General features: G+C 40.8%; 10 protein-coding genes. 7 read left to right on the top strand and 3 right to left on the bottom strand.

The genetic code is table 11. From position 1 onward, the window contains the following. Positions 1-282: 282 nt before the first annotated feature. Positions 283-936 (top strand): fructose-6-phosphate aldolase, encoded by a 654-nt coding sequence (gene fsa, locus AC6ER8_RS01055; protein WP_497078619.1) that lies wholly within the window; start codon positions 283-285, stop codon positions 934-936. Here the strand turns inward: fsa and AC6ER8_RS01050 are convergent. Both AC6ER8_RS01050 and leuS read right to left on the bottom strand, forming a co-directional pair. Then, entirely contained in the window at positions 933-1,541 is a 609-nt protein-coding gene (locus AC6ER8_RS01050; protein ID WP_497078617.1) for a hypothetical protein, read from the bottom strand. The genes fsa and AC6ER8_RS01050 overlap by 4 nt on opposite strands. Then, positions 1,528-4,197 carry a leucine--tRNA ligase gene (leuS, locus tag AC6ER8_RS01045; protein WP_497079701.1) on the bottom strand — a complete coding sequence of 890 codons (2,670 nt, stop codon included), beginning with the start codon at positions 4,195-4,197 and terminating at the stop codon, positions 1,528-1,530. The genes AC6ER8_RS01050 and leuS overlap by 14 nt, the downstream gene beginning before the upstream one ends. Positions 4,198-4,363: 166 nt before the next feature. On the opposite strand from leuS, the gene AC6ER8_RS01040 reads away from it, so the two are divergent. The 6 genes from AC6ER8_RS01040 (at position 4,364) to AC6ER8_RS01015 (ending at position 11,019) form a co-directional block, all read left to right on the top strand. Next, positions 4,364-5,053 (top strand): YggS family pyridoxal phosphate-dependent enzyme, encoded by a 690-nt coding sequence (locus AC6ER8_RS01040; RefSeq protein WP_497078615.1) that lies wholly within the window; start codon positions 4,364-4,366, stop codon positions 5,051-5,053. A gap of 396 nt (positions 5,054-5,449) precedes the next feature. Continuing rightward, entirely contained in the window at positions 5,450-7,393 is a 1,944-nt protein-coding gene (gene acs, locus AC6ER8_RS01035) for an acetate--CoA ligase (RefSeq protein WP_497078613.1), read from the top strand. A 545-nt stretch (positions 7,394-7,938) separates the two neighbouring features. Further along, positions 7,939-8,598: a cell division ATP-binding protein FtsE gene (gene ftsE, locus AC6ER8_RS01030; protein ID WP_012232498.1), complete on the top strand. Its 660-nt coding sequence runs from the start codon at positions 7,939-7,941 to the stop codon at positions 8,596-8,598. Beyond that, complete coding sequence (locus AC6ER8_RS01025) at positions 8,591-9,544, top strand: cell division protein FtsX (RefSeq protein WP_497078611.1); 954 nt, start codon at positions 8,591-8,593, stop codon at positions 9,542-9,544. The genes ftsE and AC6ER8_RS01025 overlap by 8 nt, the downstream gene beginning before the upstream one ends. 3 nt (positions 9,545-9,547) lie before the next feature. Next, positions 9,548-10,210, top strand: a complete 663-nt coding sequence (locus AC6ER8_RS01020; protein ID WP_497078609.1) for a YdcF family protein — start codon at positions 9,548-9,550, stop codon at positions 10,208-10,210. A 596-nt stretch (positions 10,211-10,806) separates the two neighbouring features. Further along, positions 10,807-11,019 carry a hypothetical protein gene (locus AC6ER8_RS01015; RefSeq protein WP_497078607.1) on the top strand — a complete coding sequence of 71 codons (213 nt, stop codon included), beginning with the start codon at positions 10,807-10,809 and terminating at the stop codon, positions 11,017-11,019. 197 nt (positions 11,020-11,216) lie between these two features. Here the strand turns inward: AC6ER8_RS01015 and AC6ER8_RS01010 are convergent, their stop codons facing one another. Further along, positions 11,217-16,163 carry a DEAD/DEAH box helicase gene (locus AC6ER8_RS01010; protein ID WP_497078605.1) on the bottom strand — a complete coding sequence of 1,649 codons (4,947 nt, stop codon included), beginning with the start codon at positions 16,161-16,163 and terminating at the stop codon, positions 11,217-11,219. Positions 16,164-16,360 lie beyond the last annotated feature (197 nt).

Raw genomic sequence — 16,360 nt, 5'->3', positions numbered from 1 at the left:
TCATAAAAACGGCTCAATACGAGAATTTTTTCGTTATAAATAAATTCTTTGAACATAAAAACTTCATGCGTAAAACACATAACTGTATTGCATGACACAAAAATCCATTCACTGACACGCGATCTTCCCTTACAGAAAGCGGATGCATGATAAACACGAGAGCATTCTTATTCTTTATATTAAATTCTTGCTCTTGCTTTTATATTCAACAATAGCGCATAACAGCAGTGAAATAAAACGTGAAAAGCTTTGAATAAAAAAGCCAAAGAGAAAAGGTGAGAGATGAAATTTTTTGTGGACAGCGCCAATATTGAAGAAATACGAGAATTACAGAATTTAGGCCTTGTTGATGGTGTGACCACCAATCCCTCTCTTATCCTCAAATCAGGACGTAATATTCTTGAAGTGACAAAAGAAATTTGTTCTCTCGTGAGCGGACCTGTTTCTGCTGAAGTTGCCGCAACAGAATTTGCAAACATCATGAAAGAAGCAGCTGTTTTAGCAAAGATTGCTGACAACATTTGTATCAAGCTTCCTTTAACACTTGATGGATTAAAAGCTTGTAAAGCCCTTACAGCAGAAGGATTCAAGACAAATCTCACCCTTTGTTTTTCTGCCAATCAAGCCTTACTGGCTGCCAAAGCAGGTGCAACATTTGTTTCACCTTTTATCGGGAGACTCGATGATTGCGGGATCAATGGCAGTGAGCTCCTCCATGAAATTCGCACAATTTATGATAACTATAACTTTAAAACACAAATCTTAGCCGCTTCAATCCGCACCGTTAATCATGTCAAAGAAGCAGCCTTAAGCGGTGCTGACGTTGCAACAGTTCCACCCACAATCTTAAAAGCATTGGTCAAACATCCTCTTACCGATAAAGGATTGCAAATATTCCTCGATGATTGGAAAAAGACAGGACAAAATATTGCTTAATGGCTAAGCGTTTTATGAGAAAGATCTTTTGCAAGTAATAAAAAAATCTGTTCTGCTAACTCTTCTGCCACACGCTTTTTTGCATCTTCTTCTGCTTGCATCGTTGCATATTCTTGACGAAGCCGTTCAAAAGATGCATTCATGATTGCTGTTCCTTGTGCAACAGACCTATTTTTCATATCCTGCAAGGTATAGGAAGCTTTGCTCATAACAGTTCCAACAGAAGGTCGTCCCTTTCTCTTCTTCTCAAAATCAACCTCTATTTGCATTGATTCTCTTGTAAAGACAGAGATCTGCAATGCCAATCGATAAGCCGGAGTTAAAGGTTTGCCACCCTTTCCATACAAAAGAAACAGGAGATGGTTGCGCACCATTTGTCCAAAACGATCCGAAGGCTCCTCCACAATAATAGAGGCAAGCTTTTCTGAAAGCCCCAAAGAAACTTGCTCAGAAGGATGACCAGAAAGAGAATCTTGATAAGCAGCAGAATTCATGGTCCTTAAACTCTGCGACTCTTGACGGTAGAGTGGTTCAACTTTGCATCCATATAAAAGAGTCAATAAACCAGCACCACTCACCAGCAGAAAACTTTTAAAAAACGACATTCACAATCCTTTGTGGAACAATAATGATTTTTTTCATAGGCTTTTCACCCAGCTGTGTCTGTACGAAATCTAAAGCCAAAACCGCTTCTTTAATCATCATTTCACTCGCTGTTGCTGCAACCCTCACCTCACCACGTTTTTTACCATTAATTTGTACCGGCAAAGTATAGTTTTCTTCAACAATTAATGCGGGATCATACATGGGCCAAGCAAGCGCAGACATTAAAGTTTTTTCTCCTAAAGCAGCATGGCATTCTTCAGCTAAATGCGGCATGATCGGTGCAATCATGGCCAGGAAAAAATCCATAGCTTGACGGAGAGAAGCTTTCATTTCATCCTCAACATCTGCCACCTTATTTAACAAAGGTGCCATAATATTCAAGAATTCATAAAGACGTGCAATAGCGCGATTAAAAGCAAATTTTTCTAAATCATCTTCGACAGCATGGAGCGTACGATGTGCAACCTTTGACAGTTCCAACGCCGCCCCCTGATGTCCTGCACAAGGGACCACATCCTTTAAAACAGAAGCACTCAAAGCCACATGGCGCCAAACACGCTGTACAAAACGATGCGCCCCTTCAACACCCGATTCTGTCCAGATAACATCTCGCTCAGGCGGTGAATCTGACAACACAAACCAACGCACCGTATCAGCGCCATAGGAGGCAATAATATCATCCGGATCAACGACATTCTTTTTTGATTTGGACATTTTTTCAATCAAACCAATCGTCACTTCACTTTGATCAGTTAATTTATACGCCTTGCGCTTTCCATCTTTTTCAACAATTGAAATTTCTGCTGGAGAAACCCACCCTTGATCATCGCGATAGGTTTCATGCACCACCATCCCTTGGGTAAACAGCCCTTTAAAAGGCTCATCCACACTCACATGACCAACCAATTTCATAGCACGCATAAAAAAGCGCGCATAAAGAAGATGCAAAATGGCATGTTCAATGCCACCAATATATTGTTGCACAGGCAACCATTCAGCCGTTGCTTGTTTCTCAACAGGTTCTGAAGCAAAAGGAGCGGTAAAGCGTGCATAATACCAAGAAGAGTCAACAAATGTATCCATGGTATCGGTTTCACGTTTGGCAGGTTTTCCACAGGAAGGACAAGCAACATTCTGCCACCTTTCATGCCGCGCAAGAGGATTACCCGGTTGATCAAAAGTCACATCATCCGGCAACACAACCGGTAAATCAGCCCGTGGTACAGGCACAACGCCACACGTTGTACAATGGATCACCGGAATGGGACATCCCCAATAACGTTGACGCGAAATTCCCCAATCACGCAATCGAAATTGCACCGTTTTTTCTCCCTGTGGTTGCCCATTAAGCATTTGCTCTCCAAGCCTTTTGGCTGCTTCTTCAAAGGCTTGTTGGGGTGTCAAACCATCCAAAAAGTGGGAGTTAATCATCACCCCATCACCAACATAAGGCGTTTCAGTAATGACAAAATCTTCTTTTTCAACCCCGAAAGGCAAAACCACTGGTTTTATCGGAAGATCATATTTACGCGCAAAATCGAAATCTCTCTGATCATGGGCTGGACAACCAAAAACAACCCCCGTTCCATAATCCATCAGCACAAAATTAGCGATATAAACGGGAATATGTACCGCCACATCAAAAGGATGAACCGCCACAAGAGGAGTAAGAAATCCTTGCTTTTCAGCCGTTTCAAGTGCCGCTGTTGTTGTTGCTCCGCTCCGACAACTCTCAATAAAAACCTCTAATGCCTTGTCTTTTTTTGCCAAAGCTTGAGCAATAGAATGATCAACAGACAGTGCTAAAAAAGAAGCACCAAACAGGGTATCAGGACGTGTTGAATAACACACAACCTCGTCAAATGCCTTACAAATATCATCAGCATCCTTGGCATCATCAGAATTCCTAGCGTCATCAGTTGACTTTAAAGCCCAACGAATCAGCAAACCTTGGGATTTCCCGATCCAATTTTTTTGCATCGTGCGAACTTTTTCTGGCCATTGATCCAGTTCTTCAAGCCCTGCTAGTAAATCTTCACTAAAATCACTAATTTTGAAAAACCACTGGGTTAATTCCCGTTGTTCAACCAACGCCCCAGAACGCCACCCCCGTCCATCAACAACCTGTTCATTGGCCAAAACAGTATGATCAACGGGATCCCAATTGACCTTAGCCACTTTACGTGCCACCAACCCCTTTTGATAGAAATCAAGAAACAACATTTGTTGGCGGTGGTAATAGTCCACATCACAGGTTGCAAATTCACGTGTCCAATCCAGAGAAAGCCCTAATTGCTTTAATTGCCCACGCATCACCGCAATATTTTCATAGGTCCAAGTTTTAGGGTGCACTTTACTTTGCAAAGCTGCATTTTCAGCCGGCATACCAAAAGCATCCCAGCCCATAGGATGAAGCACATTAAACCCCTTTGCGCGTTTATAGCGCGCAACCACATCCCCCATGGCATAATTGCGTACATGCCCCATATGAATACGCCCCGAAGGGTAAGGAAACATTTCTAAAACATAATATTTTTCACGACCATCTTCCCCCACAGTCTGAAAAATTTTGTTCTCATCCCAAATTTCTTGCCATTTTTTTTCTCTCGCCCGTGGATTATAGCGCTCACCTAACTTATAATGTTCGACTGTCATTCCCATTATACTCTTTTAATAAAACTGAACCAAAAAACTTGTTTTATTATGCTTGACCATGGATTAACCTCATCGTCAACATTTTCATGAAATATTTCCCTAAGTATTTTATAAAAACAACCAACCCTTGAATAAAAATTAAACAAAAACGGCAAAGCATAAAAATATGAATACACACATAATCCCCCAAGCCCCTAGCATTGAAGCATGGCAAAACCTTAAAAAAGACATTGCAGCAACATGCCAAGAAATACAACGTCCCGTAGAAGAAATTGAACTGATTGCTGTTTCGAAAACTGTTTCTGCTGCTGATATACATCCCCTTTTGCAAGCCGGTCACACTCAATTTGCAGAAAACCGTGTGCAAGAAGCAGCTACAAAATGGCTTGGGTTACGTCAACAGTTTGAAAATATTAAACTTCATCTCATCGGACCTCTACAATCCAATAAAGCCGCTGAAGCTGTTAAAATTTTTGATGTCATTCAAACGGTTGATCGTGAAAAAATAGCCAAAATTTTGGCAGAAGAAATGCAAAAACAACAAAAACATCTGCCCTGCTATGTTCAGGTCAACATTGGCTTAGAGCCGCAAAAAAGTGGTGTTGCCCCACAAGAAGTCATTCCTTTTGTTTCTCAATGCAAAAACACCTATGGGCTTGCTATTATCGGTCTTATGGCTATCCCCCCTGTCGACGAAAACCCCGGTCCTTATTTTGCACTGTTAGCAAAGTTGGCAAAACAAGCCGGTCTTCCAAAGCTTTCCATGGGTATGTCCAGTGACTTCAAAACCGCTCTACAATTTGGCTCGAATGTGCTTCGCATCGGCTCTGCTTTATTTGGAAGCCGCCCTGTATAAAACCATTTCTCTTCATATAAATTCCTCCCCCCTCCGTACAAATTCCCATTGAAAACTCTACAAACAAGCCAAAAGCAACAGAAATGAGAAAAAATATTCAAAGCAACAACCGGTAAAGTATCTTCATCTCCCTTTTTTTAAAGCTATTAAAAAACGCTCATTTTTTATACGCTTAAAAAAACGCTATAAGACAATAGGTTTAGCCGCATTTGCACATCCTAAATGAGCATAAAAGCTTTCTTCAATAGGATCACATTAGATTTTAAAAATTGACTATTCCAATCTTTGTCCTTTAATCTAACCTCACAATGAAAAGCTTTTGAGAAAACGCTGCCAAAAATATAACAATAAAAAAAACACAAAGGCAGATTTTCCCAACAATATAAAGAGGGAAACATGACTGAAAAGATTTATCCAATATCCGATAGTATTAAAAAAAATACTTTGCTCGATGAAGAAACTTATCAAAAATGGTATCAAGAAAGCATCAATGATCCAGAAAGTTTCTGGGCAAAACATGGTCAACGCATTGAATGGTTTAAACCTTTTACAAAAGTAAAAAATACTTCTTTTAATGGAGATGTATCGATTCAATGGTACGAGGATGGGATAACAAATGTTTCCTATAATTGTATTGATCGCCACCTAAAAACCCATGGCGACCACATTGCACTCATTTGGGAAGGGGATAACCCCTATCATGATAAAAAAATAACCTATAACGAACTTTATGAACATGTCTGTCGTTTTGCCAATCTTTTGAAAAGCCATGGCATTAAGAAAGGCGATAAAGTAACCATTTATCTTCCCATGATTCCCGAAGCAGCCTATGCTATGCTCGCTTGTGCTCGCATTGGTGCTGTTCATTCGGTAATTTTTGCTGGCTTTTCTGCTGAAGCCATAGCAGGACGCCTTGTTGACTGTGAATCAACCTTCATTATTACTGCTGATCAAGGCTTGCGTGGTGGCAAACAAATCAACTTAAAGGACACTGTTGATCATGCTATTGAGATAGCAGCGCGCGAAAACCTGCATGTAAACCAAGTCATGGTTATACGGCGAACTTGTGGTCCCATTCAATGGGTAGAAGGACGTGACTTTTGGTATCATGAAGAGATAACGCATGCCAAAACAGACTGTCCAGTAGAACCCATGAATGCTGAAGATCCGCTTTTTATTCTTTATACTTCAGGCTCAACCGGCAAACCGAAGGGTGTTTTGCATACCACCGCAGGTTATCTTGTCTATGCATCAATGACCCATCAATATGTTTTTGATTATCATCCAGATGAAGTTTACTGGTGTACAGCTGATATTGGCTGGATTACAGGTCATTCTTACTTAGTTTATGGACCTTTATGCAACGGTGCGACCACTTTAATATTTGAAGGCACCCCAACCTTTCCTGATAAGGGAAGATTTTGGGACATTGTCGATAAACACCAAGTCAATACGCTTTATACCGCCCCAACAGCTATCCGGTCTTTAATGGGAGCAGGAAATTCATTTGTTGAACGCTCAAAAAGAACATCCTTGCGTCTTTTGGGGACTGTGGGAGAACCGATTAACCCAGAGGCATGGGAATGGTTTTATCATACGGTTGGAAATGACCGTTGTCCAATTCTCGATACATGGTGGCAAACAGAAACAGGGGGACATATGATTACCCCTTTACCCGGTGCAATACCGCTCAAAGCAGGATCAGCCACACGTCCTTTTTTTGGTGTTCAACCCCAAATTGTTGACACACAAGGCAATGTTTTAGAAGGGGAAGCAGAAGGCTATCTTTGCATCAGTGATTCTTGGCCCGGACAAATGCGCACGCTTTATAAGAATCATGAACGCTTTATTCAAACTTATTTTTCACCCTATAAAGGAAAATATTTTTCAGGTGATGGCTGTAGACGTGATAGTGATGGCTATTACTGGATTACAGGACGGGTTGATGACATTCTCAATGTCTCTGGACATAGGTTAGGAACCGCTGAAATTGAATCAGCTCTTGTTTCTCATCCTGCCGTATCAGAAGCCGCTATTGTGGGTTACCCTCATCCCATTAAAGGACAAGGCATTTATAGTTTTATTACGCTCATGGAAGGAATAACCCCAAGTGAAGAATTGGAAAACAACCTTATAAAACATGTCAGAAAGGAAATAGGCTCCATTGCCATATTGGATAAAGTTCAGTTTGCTCCACAGCTTCCTAAAACGCGATCAGGAAAAATCATGAGACGTATTTTACGAAAAATTGCTGAAAACGATTTTGATAATCTTGGAGATATTTCAACCCTTGCAGAACCACAAGTTGTTGAAGAGCTGATTGCTAACCGACAAGATTAAAAAACCAAACTTTACTACAAATCATGGTGGTTTTTGTTTTTTTGCTAAAATATCTCCGCATTGTTATGAAAACCACCAATGAGAATTAAGAAAATAATTTACAAGAGTCTCAATAATTCTAACAATAAACGCATTTATTCATAACAAAGAAAAACCTTTCAAATTAGAATAGGCCAGAATTGGAAAGTAAATACGAACAAGAAAGTGAGATAAAAAGAGCAACAGAACCTTTTTGAATCGTTTAATGCCCACGTAATACAAAACAAAGACTCTAAGCAAGAAGGAAAGATAATTCTGATGTTTATGCTAGAATCACTTTGAAATTCCTGCTAAAATTATAAACAAAGGGAAAAATAGCAAGTATAAGTGATGATATTCTTGAGCAAGAATATTGATCGATAACAAAAGCACAGAAGAAACCATAAAATCTAAAATGAATAAGCTTACAACAAAAGTTTAACGTGATGAAAGAAAGCAGGAACTTTTAGAATAAATTAAAATAAATGATGCAGTATGCAATATAAGATCAGGAGTAATAATAAAAAGTGATTCATTTTGAAAATGTCGGTCTGCGCTATGGAATGGGCCCTGAAGTCCTTCGTGATATTAGCTTTCATATTCCTGCTGGATCATTTCAATTTCTCACTGGTGCCTCTGGAGCAGGGAAAACATCTTTAATGCGTCTGATGTTTTTGGCGCTCAAACCCACCCGCGGTCATATTGATTTATTTGGAACAGATACAGCATTGCTTAAACGACAAGAACTTCCTGCGCTACGACAACGTATCGGTGTGGTTTTTCAAGATTTTCGTTTGCTCGACCACATGACCACTTATGAAAATGTTTCCTTACCTTTACGCATTAAAGGACAAGAAGAAGCAACCTATCGCAGTGAAGTAGAAGATCTCCTCTGTTGGGTCGGTCTTGGAGATCATATTCATGTTTTACCACCGGTTCTTTCCGGTGGAGAAAAACAAAGGGTCGCCATTGCCCGTGCGCTTATCGATCAACCCGAAATTCTACTTGCAGATGAACCAACAGGAAATGTTGATCCGCCCTTGGCAAAGCGCCTTCTGCGTTTGTTTATTGAATTAAATCGTTTTGGAACCGCTGTTATTATTGCCACCCATGATATCGCTTTAATGGAACAAGTTGCAGCACGGCGTATGCTTCTCCATAATGGACGGATGACGATTCATGAATAAAGCTTTTCCCATTTTTACCAACAATAAAAAAAACACAACAGCGATTATTCCCAGTAACAATATTTCTGGAAAAGCATTGGTTGCTGTAATTGCTATTATGACATTTCTCTCAAGCCTCACCTTAATTGGTGTTGATTTAGTTCAGCGTTCTGCCAAAAATTGGAGCAATCAGATTAGCTATGAAGCAACAATACAAATACGCCCCATTGATAATGTTGATATCAATAAAGCGCTTCATGATGCTGTACAATTGGTTAAAACCTTTTCCGGTGTAGAAGATGCAAAAATAGTTGACCAAATAGCCACGGAAAAGTTACTGGAGCCATGGCTTGGAACCGGTTTTAATTTGAATGAATTGCCCCTTCCCCGCCTTATCATTGTTACCCTAAAAGAGAATGAAAAAATCAATTTTGCTGCTATCAATCACGCCATTAAAACTCAAATTCCAGGCGGTCAATTTGACGATCACCGTGTTTGGGTCCATCGTTTTGCAACCATGGCATACACCACAGTTTTCATTGGTTTTTCAATTTTAGCATTGGTTTTAGGCTCTCTTATCCTCACCATCATTTTTGCCACCCGCAATGCATTGGCAGAAAATGCCCATATTATCAATGTGTTATATTTCCTTGGTACTGAAACCCTTTTCATTGCACGCCAATTTGATTGGCATTTTTTTAAAACTGCGCTGCGTGGAGCCTTATATGGTGGTCTTACAAGCATATTTTTGTTTTCAGCCTTTTGCTTCTGGACAAATTATAACTTGGGGAGAGCAGAAGCCAGCCAAATAACGGCTTTGTTTGGACATATTTCCATAAATTCCATTCCTTATGGAAAAATCATTCTCCTTATTATTTCCGTTTCTTTTCTCACCACTCTTACAAACCGCATGACTATTTTAACGCAACTGAAAAAAATCGATCAATGTGAAAATGGTTTATTTTAATTTATGACTCGCAGCTCTAACTCATCAACGCAAAACGATTTAGACCATCCTGTTGCAAAACGGCCTCATTATAATTGGTCTCTCGGCTGCTTATTTCGCTATTTTCCACCCACAACCCTTACTCTTGCTGTCATTGTCTTCATTTTTTGGGGTGGTTTTATTATTTTTTCTGAAAAAACAGAACGGCTTTCCCCACCAACCCCTCTGCCCAAAGCCGATGCCATCATTGTGCTTACAGGCGGAGAAAATCGGATAGAGATAGGACTTCATCTCTTACAAAAGGGGCTCGGTTCACGGCTCCTCATCAGTGGTGTTAACACCTCAACCAATCTAAGGGGTTTTATGCATAACATGCATATTAGCCCACGGCTTGTCTCTTGTTGTATTGACATTGGGCATCAAGCAATTAACACCAGAGGCAATGCTGAAGAAAGCGCCGCTTGGATAAAAAAACACCATTATAAAACCCTTTATATTGTTACCCATGACTACCACATATGGCGCTCGATGCGTGAGCTTAAATATCTCATGCCTGATATCCATTTCATTGCTTATCCTGTGAAAAAGAGCAAAGCTGAAAGTACAATACAACAGATCAATCAAATGCGCATTCTTCTCTTGCAATATATTAAAACGCTCCAAGTCTACATTAGAACAGCCTTCTGATCGTGTCGCCTTGGCCTTTTCCTCTGTACTTTCAATCCCCCTAATCTTTCCCCCTTAATCTTTCCCCCTGAGCTTTCACCCCCCCTAGCCTTTCTCTTTATGACTTTAAATCTTTTTATCCACACTCTACTGCCCGCCCCCCTCAAGAACCTTACTTTAGGCTTAATCCAGTCAACTATTCCCTCAATTTTTATATTTCTTACGTGATCACTTTTCCACAAATATACACTATCCACACTAGCCACATGATGACTGTAACGATATTCTAAACATTAAAACGCTCGCTCTATTTGTTGACTTTCCAATGCTATGACTTCACATTGCTCATCATCCTAAATAACCACAAGAAAAAACACTAAAATCATTAAAAACTGTATTAGACTATACGGCTCTCAACCAACAGATATACAATCAAGTCATAAAACAATAACGTGGACATCTCCCCCGAATCTTATATAAGATATTAATTTATAATAATAATCTAGTGTTTCTAATATTGAATTAGAAATCCGAATAACGTAAGATTTTCTTATTTCAGACTTGTTTATCTTGCATCAATCAAAATCTCTTGCTTACACGTGATAAGCGGGGCTGGTATGTGGATAAAAACTGTTAAAGAAAGGACTAAAAATGCCTCTTATGAATCAAGGGCTTATCGCAACATTCTAGGGCTGGCACGAGTGTGTGATGATGTCGGCTTGTTACTTCACAAACGTAAAAATGGGGGGGTGCTCAATGGATTTTATATTATTCCAGGGGGGCTTTACCATTATACCATTCATGGTCGACGCCGTGAAATAGGTGTGTGACATGCTTTAAGAAATGTCTCTTAAAACAAACCCGTAAATTAGCAACTGGGTGGCGCTCTGTTTTACGTGAGAGGCGTACCCCATTAAGAAAAACATGCCCCCCTTATAGACCATCGCAAACTCCAAGGGCTTATCGCTACACCCACGAGTTGGCAAAAATATATGAGAGTTCCATCTTGTTAGAACTCGACACTATTTTACCGCACAATGGATAACGTAACCTTTTCAGTTTCTCGCACTTCTAACTTTGGAAGACTGCGCACAATTTTCATGGTTTCTAAGCTTACGGTAATAACCCGTTGAAACAATTCTAAAGGATAGGCTGGATTATCCACCGTCTCAACAGCATAACGGTTGGCATCATTCACAATGCCGCTCGCTTTATCCGTTTTGACAATCTGTCGCTCCATTACCCATTCAAGAGCAGACCTGCCATTGACCACATAATCATAAGCTTCAAGAGGAATATTTTGCATGGTGATATTCGCATTGTAAATCACGCTACTTTTATCAACAGCACCGCGCTTACCTGCAAATTTCATCGCTTGAACACGATAGAAACTCTTTTCATCAGAAATTACCCAAGTGCTTGGGGCCCCTTGTTTATAGGTCACGGGATAGGGCTCAACCTCTTCATAATTCATGTGCAAATCACCAAGCTTTCGACCCGCCGTTACAAAAGCCCAAAAGTCCTCTACCTTTTTAACCGTTGGAATCCGTGGCAATTCTTTAGACAGATTATGCGTATAACGCGCACGATAATCCTCAGAGTGCAAAATGCCATAGACATAATAAAACAAATCATCCTTTGTAATCACTTCACTAGGATAGGCTGCCTTAAAATGCGCTAGCCCTTCATCTGTCAGTGCATCACGCCGCTCTACACCAGCTTTTTTGCTTTCCTCTGCAAGGTTTGCAAACAAATGAACCTGATTCCCTTCTTTATCTTCTAAAGCACCATCTTCATAAACATACCGTGGAAAACATTGACTAGCAGTCATCACATTAAGATTAGGTAAGTCTTTAATCATAAGAACAGAAAAATCACTTACACCTACGCCCGTAACTTGTATCACTCTATTTTCAACCGCTTGCCCCACAGGAAAAATACGCGGCATTTGATATACTCTCTCATTAAAAGTGCGATTATAATAAAGCCACTGCCTTGTAAAAGGACGATAAAGACTCTGAACTACGCAATCACTTTCAAATTCGGAAATTTTTCCTCTTATTAATTCTTCTTTAAGACCACTACTCCAGCTAATCTTTCTCGCATCCGTGTTAACAAAATCATTTACAGCATTTGTACGCACCTTACGGTTAGAATGTCCATAAGCGCTATTAAAACGCTCCACTTCACTATTATAAAAAGCAATCATATTGCTCATATTCTTTGTTAAAGCTTCACGACTTGCATTATATGCCCAAGCATCACGACTAGTTGAAATACCAAGTGAAAAATTTCCAAAAAGCTTTTTATCACTACCCTTCTTGTCACCTAAAGCTAGAAATTTTTCAAAACTTTCATCACGTTGATCCAACCAATCACCATGCTCATCTGGTGTAATTGTCTGCCATCCATATTCATGCTTGACGCCATCAACGCTGCCCAATCGCTGAAGCTCACGGAGTTTATCTTTTGTCGTGAGATAATCGCCAATGTCATGAAAATATATTTTCCCATGTTGCTGTGCATCTGGATTTTTTACCAGAATAGAAATAGCAATGGGTGCTCGACTTCCGGCACCAAAAATTTTACCCCCTTCTTTTCGAGAAAGTTCTCCAGAGGTCCGCTGATTTCCCCGCAAATGGAAGATATAAAGACTGCTAAATTCCTCGACCAAACATTTTCGTAAACCATCCGTAGAGTGACTACTGATAAAACTCGCATTTGTCACAAAACCAATAACACCACTACTCTTTATGCGATCACTTGCCCAGCGAATAGCACGAATATAACTGTCGTAAACTCTATTAAGATTACTCGCTTTGGATTGAGTAGCATAGGTTTCACGAATGCGACGGTCCAGTTTAGGATAACCAATATTTTGTGCATTGTCATTTTCACTTTTTTGCCCAAAAGAATAAGGGGGATTACCAACAATAACACGAATATCCAATTCCTTCTGACGTGCCCGTCGGGTGCTATTGGCCACCAGCAAATCACTTATCAGGTCTTTATCTTGCTCATAGAGCTGAAATGTATCGGTCAGACAAATTCCCTCGAACGGAACATAATCACCCCCCATCAGACCATGATAGGTTGTCTCAATATTAATGGCGGCAATATAATAAGCCAAGAGAACCATCTCATTGGCATGAATTTCATGACAATATTTGTATTTCATCTCCTCTGGTGTAATCAAGCCTGATTGCAAAAGCCGTGTTATAAAGGTGCCCGTTCCGGTAAAGGGGTCCATGATATGCACCCCCGATGAGCCAAGCGTTTGGCCAAATTCTTTCTCTAAAACATCATTGACGGAGTGCAGAATAAAATCCACCACCTCAACGGGGGTATAAACAATGCCGAGTTTTTCTACCGTACGAGGAAAAGCATAACGAAAAAATTTATCGTAAAGCTCTACAATTAATCTCTGTTTTGCCTTTGGATCGGTAATGCCACTGGCGCGTAATTTCACACTTGCATAAAATTTCTCAAGATCTTTGGATTCCTTATCAAGATTTTCCTCATCAAGCACATCAAGCATCCGTTGCATAGCACGCGAGACAGGGTTCTCACGCGTAAACTGATAGCCTTCAAACAACACCTGAAAGACAGGACGCGTGATAATATGTTGTGCCAACATCTCAACCGCATCAGCCTCTGTGATGGTATCGTTTAAATCGTCCCGCAGTTCTGCTAAAAACTGATCAAAGGCTTGACGTGCCTTCGTCTCTGGTGCTGCAAGCAGTCCTGTTAAGCGCGTGATATGGTTCTTGGCAATTTCCGCAATATTACTTGCCCAATCTTCCCAATAATCACGCGTGCCGCATTTTTTGACAATCTTTGCCATGATCGCACGCGAAAGCTCATCCATTGCAAAAGAAAGTTGTCCCGCGCCTGGATCCGTCAAAAGGAGATCTAGCTCAGGACTTCCAATTCCCGATCTTGCAGGTTGTGAGCGAACCGGAAGATTGTCTACAACAGCTGTCACAGCCTGTAACTCACTACTTTGCGTCACCCCAATAATTTCAATCACATTGCTGATATCTTGCCCCAGCGATGCCTTATTAATCGTCGCATCAAAACGATCATCATGCGCGCGCAAAGCATTTAAAATTTGCCAAACAACCCGATATTTATCATTGTTATTCAAAGCTTGTTCCACTGGAACACCAGCAGGAACCCCAATGGGCAAAATGACATAGCCCATCCTTTTGCCCTCACAGCGACGCATCACCCGCCCAACCGCTTGCACAACATCAATCTGACTCTTGCGTGGATTTAAAAACATAATGGCATCAAGCGCTGGCACATCCACCCCTTCAGACAAACACCGAGCATTGGTCAAAATACGACAAACATCATCACCGCTCTCAGCTTTCAGCCAATCAAGCAGCGCACTCCGATCCTTAGCATTAAAAGTGCCATCAACATGTTTCACGTCACATTGCAAAAATGGCGCGTTTTCTGCATTCCCTTGCGTATACTCAAGATATTCTTCAACCACAGCTGAAAATTCATCACGGACCAGTTTAGAACTGCGAATATCTTTACAAAATGCCAAGGCACGCTGCATAGGATGTCGGTCACCCCCAATATCAGCCTTCATATCTTGTTTGGTCAGCGCTTTATAACAGCCAATAATTTTTGTAGCATCATCAAGAATAAGCGCAGATTCGCTATCACTAAGGCGCTTTTGAACAGCAGAACTCACCAGTTTTTCATCCATGGCTAAGACAATAACCTTATAGTCCGTTAAAAGGTTATGTTGTACAGCCCATGAAAACCCCCGATAAAAAAGTGTTTTACCAAAAAGCTTTTCATCATCCATCGACGCGAGAACAGCATTGGCTTCATTGGCACGACTTTTTGCGTTATCCCCAAAAATGCGCGGTGTCGCTGTCATATAAAGGCGCTTCTTAGCGCGAATAGCATCATTGGAATGCACCTTCACAAAATTAGATTCATCCTCTCCCTCCAGCGTTGCCCCCGTTGTACGATGCGCCTCATCACAAATAATCAGATCAAAAGTTGGAAATTCATAATTTTTCTGCGCATCCTCAATCACCTGAATAGATTGATAGGTTGCAAACACCACGCTCATCTCATCTGCAACACTTTTGCCCGCTTGTTCTGCCAGTTTTGCTGCATCGGTTGTCGCTGGAAAAGCAAGATCACACACATCAATTTCCGCAACATCATCATTACTTTTACGACGCTTTCCTACTTGTGTATCAGAACATACCGCAAAGGAACGCAAGCCAATTTCTGCATCCGTCGTCCATTCACGCACTGTTTGTGACATCAATGCCAAAGAAGGCACAAGAAATAAGACCAACTTTCCCTTACCCGCTAAATCCTCAGCAATCTTAAGACTGGTAAATGTCTTACCGGTCCCACAAGCCATAATAAGTTTACCCCGATCTGCTTGCATAAGCCCCGCACGCACAAAATGCAATGCCTCCCCCTGATGGGGACGGAGCTTCTTTTTATCCTCCAGCTCAATTGTGCCTTTGGCTGCAAAAATCTCCCAACGGATCGGACTTTTCTGCAAATCAGAAAGACCAATCCGGTTAACAGGAATTTTTTGCCCCTGTATCATTGTTTCCGCATTGTCACTCCAAGCATTCATGGTGCTATCTATGACAATACGCTGCTTGAATGGTTCCTTACCTGATGCTGAAATAAAACTATCAATATCTGCTTTTTTGATCCGATAGGATTCATCATAAAATTTACATTGGATTGCTGCAAAACCATCTTCATGACGGAGCTTTGCCACCAGATCAATACCAGTATCACGACCATCCCAATCATTTTCATGGGCCCAATCTTTAAAGGTCTGAACCTTTTCATAAAATCCTGACTGGATTGGATCATGGGTCAGATAAGCAAGAGCCAAACGCTCAAAATACGTGCCCTTGTCCCGTTCAGTACGCGCTTCATCACGATAGGTCTGTAAAAGCGATTGTAGCGTCATGCTCCCCCCAATTAAAAATACCTTCAATTATCGCGTCTAGACCAATTCGTCAATGGCTCTTGTGTCTCCTATCTCCCCCAAAAGATGTAAAATATCATAACTTTTAGACGTTTTCTCTATCCTCGGCTGCATAATATTTAAGAAAACCTCTTTAGCCTATCCCCAAACCATATTGACGCGTTTACTGATGTTTACTT

Source organism: Bartonella sp. SL320 (assembly GCF_059687635.1).
This window is presented reverse-complemented; position numbering and strand designations above follow the sequence as displayed.